Origin of the sequence: Bacillus sp. JJ634 (assembly GCF_036962285.1) — a bacterium.
In the GTDB taxonomy this organism is placed as follows: Bacteria; Bacillota; Bacilli; order Bacillales; family DSM-1321; genus Peribacillus; species Peribacillus asahii_A.
Genome location: NZ_JBALMU010000198.1, coordinates 1 through 9,710 on the forward strand (window position 1 = coordinate 1; position 9,710 = coordinate 9,710).

Sequence of the window (9,710 nt, forward strand, 5' to 3'; positions counted from 1 at the left end):
TGAAGGAACAATCCTTCTACATAATGTTTGGTGACGATAGCGAAGAGGTCACACCCGTTCCCATTCCGAACACGGAAGTTAAGCTCTTCAGCGCCGATGGTAGTTGGGGGTTTCCCCCTGTGAGAGTAGGACGTCGCCAAGCAAAAGCGAACAGCCCCAAGTAGTAGGGGGCTGTTTTTTTGTCTATGAAAAAGAAAACCCTAGGACTAGCCTAGAATTCAAAGAGCTTTCAGCGTGGTATTAAAAACTTCTCTAAATACAGAAGATAAGTAATATATAGCAAAATCATGAAAGGCATTAAAAAAATACTCCACGCACTAAAATGCTATGTAATCGTCACAAAAATTCTGGTGTACTCAGATAGTATGCGGCAACAGTCGGAAGAAACAAGAAGGTAGTAGAAGAATGTATACATAATCAGATTCAAGATGATATAGTCGCAGAATAATTAAGTATGACGGAATACATTAGAGGTAAAGAAAAAGAAACGGAAGCAAAGAAGTAGGTATTTTTGAGGTTCGGTCAGTAACAAAGGCTTCCGGCCACAGAGAAAACTATCTATTATGGATGATTGTTATTTCGTCCTTCCTTGATCAAGTCATTAAGACATTGGTTTTTTCTGACGGTAACTTTAATGCACACATAAAAGCCGTATATAGCATCGCTACATACGGCTTTATGAATAAGAATAAGAAAGTAAAAGCGCTTTCTTTTATTTCTAACTTAAATCCCTAAACCAATTGAGAACAGGATAACAGCAAGAACTACTGCTACAATTGGTACAATTACTGTCATCGCACCAAATGCGGGGTAGGCGTCTTTATGTGTTTCACCAGCGATGGCTCTAATTGTTGTTACAGCATATCCTCCGTGAGGTAATGAATCTAACGTACCAGATGAGATGGATACGGTTCGATGCAGGGCTTCTGCGTTAACTCCCATATCTAAATAGTGCGGAGCAAGAATAGGGAGTGCAATGGATTGACCACCGGATGAAGAACCTGTTAATCCGGCAATAACCATAACGGCTAAAGCTCCTCCGATTAATGGATATCCTGGAATGCTCGTCATGAAATCAACTGCTGTGCTAAATGCAGGAGTTATTTTGGCGACTCCTCCAAAGCCAACTACCGCAGCTGTATTCCCGATTGCAATAAGTGCACCAGCTGTTCCTTCACTAACTGCATCCCAAAAGTTCCTGAAATATTTTCTGTTTAATAACCATGTGGCAATAATACCGCTTAGTAGGGCAAGAATCAAAGCAGATTGAGCTAATGACTCATGGAAAACGAATGCCACGATAAGAACAGCTAATAAAGGAATTAAACTTAATAATGGATGTGGTAAGTTTGTTCTTATCTCAGTATTATCTGTTTCTCTTTCAATAAAATGTTCACCATTTTTAACAGCTTTTTTAATCATTTTCATAAGCCAGATATATCCGAATATAAGCATAAATACAGCTGTAATTAAACTAACTTCCCATCCTGCATACGGGCTTGTTTGTAAGTAAGGAATAGGAATCCAGTTTTGAATTTCAGGTGACCCTGCAGAAGTCATAGTAAACGTAGTAGAACCAAAAGCTAATGCTGCTGGTATAAATCTTCTAGGTAAATTCGCTTCTTTAAATAAACTAACTGCCATTGGATATACAGCGAAAGCTACGACGAATAAACTAACGCCTCCATATGTTAAAACTGCACAGGCAAGCACGACAGCGAGCACAGCGTGTTTCATTCCGATTTTTGAAACAATCCAATGTGATACACTTTCTGCAGCACCGCTATCCTCCATAACTTTACCGAAAATAGCACCTGCTAAGAACATTAAGTACCAGGATGTAATGAATCCTGCAAAGCCACTCATGTAACCAGTAATGAAATCTACTTCTCCTTTAGCCGCAAACTGTGGGAATAGCGGCACTCCGTTCAGCACTGCTACGAACAGTGCTGAGATTGGAGCAACGATTAGTAGATTCATGCCTCTCATGACGAGAACGGTTAATAAAATTAAGCCTCCAATTAACCCAAACATACTTATCATATAAGCTACCTACCTTCTGTATATAAAGGACCGGATATTCCTTTATTTTTTATTTCCGTACTTGCGAACACGTAGTAATGCTTGTTCAGCATGACCAGCGAAGTTTTCTAATTGGCAAAGTCTAGCCGCGTATTCACCAATATAGGCACTTTGTTCTGGTGATGTAACTTTTTGATACGTAACCGTTTTTAAGAATTTACCTACCCAAAGTCCGCCAGTATATCTTGCTGCACCTTTTGTAGGTAATGTGTGGTTCGTTCCGATTACTTTATCTCCGTAAGCAACATTCGTTTCAGGTCCTAAGAATAAGCAGCCGTAATTTGTCATATTCTCTAAGAAGAAATCAGGGTTTTTTGTAAGGATTTCAACATGTTCGAATGCTAATCGGTCTGCCTCTTTTAAAGCCTCTTGCTCGTCTTCAACTAAAATGATTTGTCCATAATCTTCCCAAGACACTCTTGCTACATCAGCTGTAGGCAAAATTTGTAATTGTCTTTCGATTTCTTTAACTGTTTCATCAGCAATTTCTTTGGAAGTAGTGATTAATGCCCCTGGTGAAGTTGGTCCGTGTTCACCTTGTCCTAGAATGTCTGTTGCAATCATTTCTGGATCACTTGTTTCATCAGCAACAACTAGTGTTTCTGTTGGGCCGGCAAATAAGTCGATACCAACGCGGCCATATAATTGACGTTTTGCTTCAGCAACAAATGCGTTACCAGGTCCAACGATCATATCTACAGGTTCAATTGTTTCTGTGCCGATTGCCATTCCAGCCATCGCTTGGATTCCGCCAAGAATATAAATTTCGTCAGCTCCAGCTTTATGCATTGCATAGACTGTTGCAGCTGGAATCTCTCCATTAATCGGTGGAGTGCAGGCGATAACTCTTTTAACACCTGCTACTTTAGCCGTCAGTACACTCATATGTGCGGAAGCAACCATTGGATAACGTCCTCCAGGAATGTAGCAGCCTACACTGTTTACTGGAATATTCTTGTGTCCAAGAATAACACCTGGCATTGTTTCTACTTCAATATCTGTCATAGATTTTCTTTGTTCTTCTGCAAATCTTCTAATATTGTTTTGTGCAAATTCAATATCTTCTACAGTTTGTGCCGGAATAGAAGCACAGATTTCCTCGATTTGTTCTTCCGTTAAACGAAAGCTTTCAGGGCTCCATTTATCAAAGTTTTCCGATAATTCTCTGATAGCTTTATCGCCTTCTTCTTCAATTTTCTTAATAGTAGAACTAACTATTTCAGAAACCTTTGCATCGTCCTTTTGAATATCTTCCGCTACTTTACCTTGTTTTAAATAAATTGCCATATTACAATCTCTCCCTTTTTTATAGTATGTTGCATACGTATGCAAAAACGAGAAAAAAGAATTTGCATACGTATGCAAAGAGGTTTAAGTTTTTGCATTCATATGCAAAAACATGATTTATCATCGCTTGTATAGAATCATAAGGTAAACGTTTACAATTGTCAATATATAAAATATTCATACTATTTCGTGGTTTTACGATGAATAAAGTGACCCTTTAGTTTAACTGTTTGATACTGGTTATGATTTGAATCGGACATTAATAAATTAATGGTTTCGTCAACCATTTGCTCTATAGGCTGTACCCAGGTTGATAGGGCATAATTAGGCCAAGATGACATTTTTATATCATCAAATCCGATTACAATCGTCTCATCTGGAACAGAAATATTTTTTTTCTTTAGCGCATCTAACGCACCTAAAGCTGTTATATCATTAGCTCCAAAAATGGCTTCAGGTCTATGTCCAGTTTCCAGCATATTTTTTGTAAGATTAAAGGCCTTTTCGTATGTGTAATCTCCTTCTAATATCGTAATATCGATCCCTTTATTTTTAAAAAAGTCTGTAAATCCTTTCTGTCTGTCTTGGCTTGTGGATGTATTAATTCTCCCTGTGATAAAAACGATATCTCTATGCCCTTTTTCGTAAATATAGGCAGCAATTTCGTTGGCAGCGCTGATATTGTCACAGCTGACAGAATTACATAATAAATTTTTATCATGTCGGTTGAATAATGTGACAGGAATATCATAATCTTGAAGTTTTGCCACAACTTTTGAAGAGAGAAGGGCATCCGTTACAATAACAGCTTCTACGTTGTATTCTAAGAAATGATTAATTTCTTCTTGTTGAATTTCTTCATTTTCCGTATATACAAATAATACGGAATATCCTTGTGCTCTTAGCTTTTTTGTAAATATCCCTAAAACCTCATGATAGAAGGGATTCTGGATATCTTTCATTGCTAGGCCAACCATATTCGTTTTTCTTGTAATGAGTCCTCTTGCTAATGCATTAGGTTGATAATCCAGTTCTTCTGCTACTTTCAATACTTTCTTTCTTGTTTTTTCTGATACGCTTGCTCCCGGTGTAAACACCCGTGATACCGTCGATTGAGATACATTTGCCAATTTAGCAACTTCCATTGCTGATACAACTTTCCTTACCATGTATATACCCCTAACTTAATATATTGTTTGTTAATATAGTTGAAAATACTGAACTTTTCAAGTGGGGATTGCCAATGCAAGTGTACTATTGTCCCTCGAGTCATCATAACTCTATCATTATAGCAAAACACAAATACATTTAACGTTTTATTTGCAAAAGAGAAGGGACAATAAAAAGAAGCCTTGTCCAGGCTTCTTACGCTGTTTTATCTTAAAATCATTTCGATGTATATAACGGATTTAAGAAATACGTTTTAATTCTTCTGTTAATCGTAGGAATTCTTCTTTGTTTCGATTCTCTAATGATCGATCAATCTCTTCTCGAAGTTGCTCTTTTCGGAAATCACAAAGGACTTTGTTTAACACCATTTCAGCAAATTCGGAATCCATAATATTTACCTCATTAATTGTTGGTGTGCTAAGCAAATTCTTTTTCATTGAAAATCAACTCCTTGACCTTTTTTTTATTATAACAATATTTTTCAGAAAATTCAAATACTTTTATTAGTAGTTTTTTGTTATTATATCCGGTTGATTTTGTTTTTTAACCAATAATTAGGGTTAATTTATCTTATTTCTTAGGTTGATTAGGAAGGTTATTATAAAATTGATGAAACAAACATGTGAGGTAAGAGTTTAGATTAAATTGGTTTTTATCAATGAAATTAGACAACACTAATTGGCTTTCTCTTGACATCATTTTGCCTCCTTTAACATAACTTCCTTATCTATATCATTACCAAACTATCAACTTTTTATACACCTATAAATAAAAAAATCTGCTTTAAACTCAGAGGGAATTATTTCGTACAGGTATTATGGGGAGTAGTTTGATTCAATGAGGGGACTAGGATGAGTGCGATATTTATTAATATCAAAAAGCATAAAGAAAAATATCATGCTCTTTATGCCTTTTGACAGTGTTTGCTTTTTAAAGTTTTCTGGATAAAATCCTTTTGCTAAAATTTCAATGGCTTGTGCTGCGCGTATGCCTTCAGATGCTGCTGAAAGTGGTAAAATGACAAAGCGTTCATTTTGAACAGCTGATGTTTCTTTTAAAGCTGGATCCTGTTTTAAAAATTCAATTTTACTTTCTGCAGTGGTATCACCATAATCAATCACGACAATGACTTCTGGATTACGCGCTACTGCATCTTCTTTAGATACAGTTACCCAACCATCTTTTACATCAGAGAAGATGTTATGGCCGCCTGCAAGCGTTGTAATTTCATTCATAAAGTTTTGGCCTGCTGTAAAGATTTCTTTTTCACCTAATAATGAGTCGTTTATAGGGATAACTCATTAGAAATCACGGATTTTTTAGTCTTTTTTGATGTTTCTTGAACAATAATGACAGCCGCGATAACTAGAAATATACCGAAGTATTGCCATACATTCAATTTTTCGTGGAAAATTAAAAAACCTACTAGAGATGCAACGACTGGTTCGATTGTAGCGATTATGGATGCTTGACTTGATTCTATTGTGTTTAATCCTTTTGTATAAAAAATGAAAGGCAGCATGGTTGAGAGAAAACCAAGACCTATTATGTACACCCATACTTTCATATCTGAAAATAAAGGAACCACGAGCCACAATCCACTAAAAGGAGTTACTGCAATAGCTGCGAACAAAAACGTATAGGCAGTAACAGTTAAAGAGTTGTATTTTCTAAGTGCAAATTTCCCGAATATACTGTACAGTGCATAAAAAAGACCTGAACCAAGTCCGAGAATGAGTCCATATAGTGAGATGGATTCATTCGTATTTGGGAGGATGCCAATAACAAATGAGCAACCGATAAATGTTATAAGTAAGGCTAAAACCTTTCGTGTCGTTAGGAATTCTTTAAAAATGAATCTTGAAAAAATAGTGACAAAGGCAGGTGCGGTGTAAAGAAGAATGGTTGCAACTGAAATAGATGTTTCTTTAATCGCGCTAAACACACACCAATTAAACAGGACGAAACTAAAAATGCCGGTTCCGATAAAATATTTACTATCAGATACTTTGATTTTTAAAAGCTGGCGATTCTTAAAAATGATATAAAGTACTAAAAATAAAGTTGCGGATAAGGCGCGAATTGTAACAACCTGTATCGGGGAAAATCCCATTTCATAAAGAGAGCTTACAAATAGACCGATAATTCCCCATAAAGAGGCCCCTGCACCAATCAATAGCAATGCTAGTTTGTTATCCACTGGGCCTTTTCCTCCTTTCAGTTAGACATACTATATACTAACAAACGTTAGATATATTGGATACAAGGTGAGGGATTTTGTGTTCATTTCCCTCGAAGAAAACAACACTAGAAGGAATCAGCGTTGATTCCTTCTAGTGAAAAATATTAATTTGATGAGATTATTAATGTAATAAATGCCGTAATTTTTCAACCTGTCTTCGACTAGTATCAATCACTTTTTCAGCGATTTTTTTACTCTCCGGATCTAAATCGCCCTTTACAAGTTCCTCGGAATATTGAACGCCGTAGTTATCTAATCCTTCTAAGGCATCCTCGATAATCTTGTTTGTATCATCAGGAAGCATGACTTTATGCATAAAGCTGTGCATGGATCCAGAGACACCTTCATCGTCGGCCGGAACTCCACCTAGATTCTGAATTCGTTCCGCTATTTGTTGAGCACTCAGCTTTACATCCTGCTGCATGGACTGAAATGTTTTCTTTATCTCCTCATCGTCTACCTTTTGGATATAATGTTCAAACGAACGTATCCCCATATATGTACCTCTTAATAAAGTATTTAGTTCTTCGATAATTACCTCTTTTTCCACAAAATCGCTCTCCTTTTTCTTTTATTATGCTGCCTATGGGGTGGACTATTCGTAGCTTGTTTGAGTATTGAGTGTGATTCATTTTCATGGGAATGAAAAATGACTTTCGGGGCTGCCCCTCCGTTTAGTTGAACGATTATTCTTCTTAGATACTTCCTTTTTTTCTTTTTTAAAGTGAGTTAAAGGACAAAAATGAGAAATCGGGTCAGGAAAACGTCCTTCATCAGAGTTATGAAGGACAAAAATGAGGGAATTAGACAAGGAAAATGTCCCTTACCAAAGCTTTGAAGAACAAAATCTAGGAAACAAGAAAAGGAAGGGACAGTCCCTTTGACTTCCTATTTAGGAACGTCTAAAACAAAGAATAGCAACAACTAAGATTATGAACCCTATCAATAATAAAGGCATAATACCTGAACTATATACAATGTAAACTTTAATGTTGCGGATAGCATTGACGACAAGGAATATGAGCAAGAAAACACACAAAATAAGAATGAGAGGCATATTTTTACGTCTATGCAAAGCAACCAGCCCCTTTGTAGAAGCTTATTACGGTTCGTTATAAAACCCTATGCTTATCATACCTTGTATTATGTAATTAAAAACATTAAGTTTGATCCGGGCGGATAAGCGGCCGGTTGCATATTACGTACTTAACCATACATAACTAATAACCACATATATGCTACAGTCTAGAACATTAATGTACTTAACAATAAAAATAACCGCTTTTATTCTAACTATGTCATTATCCTTGAAATAAGGAACAGATTTTAGAATAAAAGCGGTTGAAGTTTTGAGTTTTAGTAGAGTATTAGTATGAATCTGCTTTATACTTGTAAAACTCTTTGTTCGTAATGTTTCTTTAGAATGTATGACTATCAGTAAGGGGCAAAAGGGCTTCTTTTTTCACTAATAGTGAACTTAGTTCTTTTAAAGTAATTATACAGTGAGGGAAGTCATAATTCAATAAAAATTCTATATTTTTGGTGGGGTACTATTTCTTCAGATTAGCGGAGGGGGAATTTGTGCGCATAGTGACAGGATATATCTCCTTTTCAAAATAAAGAAGACCTAAGAAAACTGGCGCAAGAGTAATTGGAAGACGGTAACAAAATAAATCCGCTTTTTAATTTGAATGACTGATATCATTCAATGTATGTAAAGCAAGCGTATAGAGTAGATATAGGCCTAAATATGCCCCGGTTAGTAAGAAAAGAGGGTTGAGAAATAAAGCGTGGATATTGGTCATGAATACTGTTTGATCTTCGATGATTTGATGGATGGAGATAGAAGCAATATTCCCAAAAATAAGTGCTGATAAAATCGCTGCTACATGAAAAATAATCCGAAACTTAAACCATTTTCTTTGAAGTATAATCATTAGTGCGGGAGCAATGATACTGCCCAAAATTAAAAAAATCTCCATCTTTATCACCTCATAATCATTCTTCACTATACAAAGGAGAAGTAAACAGCATTTAAATACATTGAGGCTGAAGAGGAAGAACGTGGTTGATGAACTACCCCCACCTGCTCATTAGGCTTTCCTGTTCACATTCCTTAAGGTGGGGGCTCGTAAAACTAGAATCGGTCTTGGTTATCTCTATTAGCTGTTATGTCGCGATAAGGCATGATGCTTTTTTCTATCTGTTCGTAGTCTGTTGTTCCGAGCTCTTTCAATACATTGGGAATCTCTTCTTCAGGATAGCCGTAATCGCGCAGCAATTGTTTAATATGTTCCATTCATTAAGTCTCCGTTCACTTGTATTTTTATTTCAGAAATATAAAGGATTCCTCTTATCTTGTTCGTTATAGTAAGGCGACATACAAAAAAAGTTTCATCAGAGTATAGTTTTTTTAAAAGGATGTTGACTTCTTTATGTTGAAATAGTAATATTGTAATTCCCCTTAAGGGGTTCTAGACAAATAGATGATTTTTAAGAAGTTAACGAATAATAAAAGTTGATAAAAAGTACTTTTAAAAAGAGGTTGACTTTTTTATATTAAAATAGTAACATTGTAATTCCTACTACGGATTCCACAAAAGATTTTTTAGTAGGCGTTGAGAAGTTAATGAAGATGGAAGTAGAATGTCTAAGTTAATTTCCAGTGTGAAAAAATATTTTAAAAAAAGTTATTGACTAACTTTGAGAAGTTATGTTATGATAAGAAATGTCGCTAAGATGACGTAGTTCTTTGAAAACTAAACAAAACAGAAACGCCAACGTTAATTTTTAAAGTGAGTACACACTATTAAAAAAGTACAACATGAGCAAGTCAAATTCTATCGGAGAGTTTGATCCTGGCTCAGGACGAACGCTGGCGGCGTGCCTAATACATGCAAGTCGAGCGAATCAATGGGAGCTTGCTCCC

At 36.0% G+C, this 9,710-nt stretch carries 9 protein-coding genes and 2 rRNA genes; 2 read left to right on the forward strand and 9 right to left on the reverse strand.

All coding sequences use genetic code 11. From position 1 onward, the window contains the following. The first annotated feature begins 26 nt into the window (after positions 1 to 26). Positions 27 to 142: ribosomal RNA gene (rrf, locus tag V7068_RS21735) — 5S ribosomal RNA — on the forward strand. Positions 143 to 723: 581 nt separating this feature from the next. On the opposite strand, the gene V7068_RS21740 is transcribed toward rrf, so the two are convergent. The 9 genes from V7068_RS21740 to V7068_RS21780 all read right to left on the reverse strand — a co-directional run bounded on the left by V7068_RS21740 (position 724) and on the right by V7068_RS21780 (position 9,080). Then, complete coding sequence (locus tag V7068_RS21740) at positions 724 to 2,043, reverse strand: GntP family permease (RefSeq protein WP_499714509.1); 1,320 nt, start codon at positions 2,041 to 2,043, stop codon at positions 724 to 726. A gap of 42 nt (positions 2,044 to 2,085) precedes the next feature. Then, positions 2,086 to 3,369, reverse strand: a complete 1,284-nt coding sequence (hisD, locus tag V7068_RS21745) for a histidinol dehydrogenase (RefSeq protein WP_252287489.1) — start codon at positions 3,367 to 3,369, stop codon at positions 2,086 to 2,088. A 182-nt stretch (positions 3,370 to 3,551) separates the two neighbouring features. Continuing rightward, positions 3,552 to 4,538, reverse strand: coding sequence for a LacI family DNA-binding transcriptional regulator (locus V7068_RS21750; RefSeq protein WP_499714510.1), 987 nt, complete (start codon positions 4,536 to 4,538; stop codon positions 3,552 to 3,554). Positions 4,539 to 4,778: 240 nt separating this feature from the next. Continuing rightward, positions 4,779 to 4,976, reverse strand: coding sequence for an IDEAL domain-containing protein (locus V7068_RS21755; protein WP_499714511.1), 198 nt, complete (start codon positions 4,974 to 4,976; stop codon positions 4,779 to 4,781). A 378-nt stretch (positions 4,977 to 5,354) separates the two neighbouring features. Continuing rightward, a complete protein-coding gene (locus V7068_RS21760) occupies positions 5,355 to 5,774 on the reverse strand; it encodes an ABC transporter substrate-binding protein (protein WP_499714512.1) in 420 nt (139 codons plus the stop codon). A gap of 50 nt (positions 5,775 to 5,824) precedes the next feature. Then, positions 5,825 to 6,739: a DMT family transporter gene (locus V7068_RS21765; RefSeq protein ID WP_499714513.1), complete on the reverse strand. Its 915-nt coding sequence runs from the start codon at positions 6,737 to 6,739 to the stop codon at positions 5,825 to 5,827. Positions 6,740 to 6,902: 163 nt separating this feature from the next. Continuing rightward, positions 6,903 to 7,331 (reverse strand): PA2169 family four-helix-bundle protein, encoded by a 429-nt coding sequence (locus V7068_RS21770; RefSeq protein ID WP_499714514.1) that lies wholly within the window; start codon positions 7,329 to 7,331, stop codon positions 6,903 to 6,905. A 1,132-nt stretch (positions 7,332 to 8,463) separates the two neighbouring features. Next, entirely contained in the window at positions 8,464 to 8,763 is a 300-nt protein-coding gene (locus tag V7068_RS21775) for a transposase (protein ID WP_499714515.1), read from the reverse strand. Positions 8,764 to 8,918: 155 nt separating this feature from the next. Beyond that, positions 8,919 to 9,080 (reverse strand): hypothetical protein, encoded by a 162-nt coding sequence (locus tag V7068_RS21780; RefSeq protein ID WP_499714516.1) that lies wholly within the window; start codon positions 9,078 to 9,080, stop codon positions 8,919 to 8,921. Between the two features lie 541 nt (positions 9,081 to 9,621). On the opposite strand from V7068_RS21780, the gene V7068_RS21785 reads away from it, so the two are divergent. Beyond that, positions 9,622 to 9,710, forward strand: a 16S ribosomal RNA gene (locus V7068_RS21785); the annotation flags it as partial.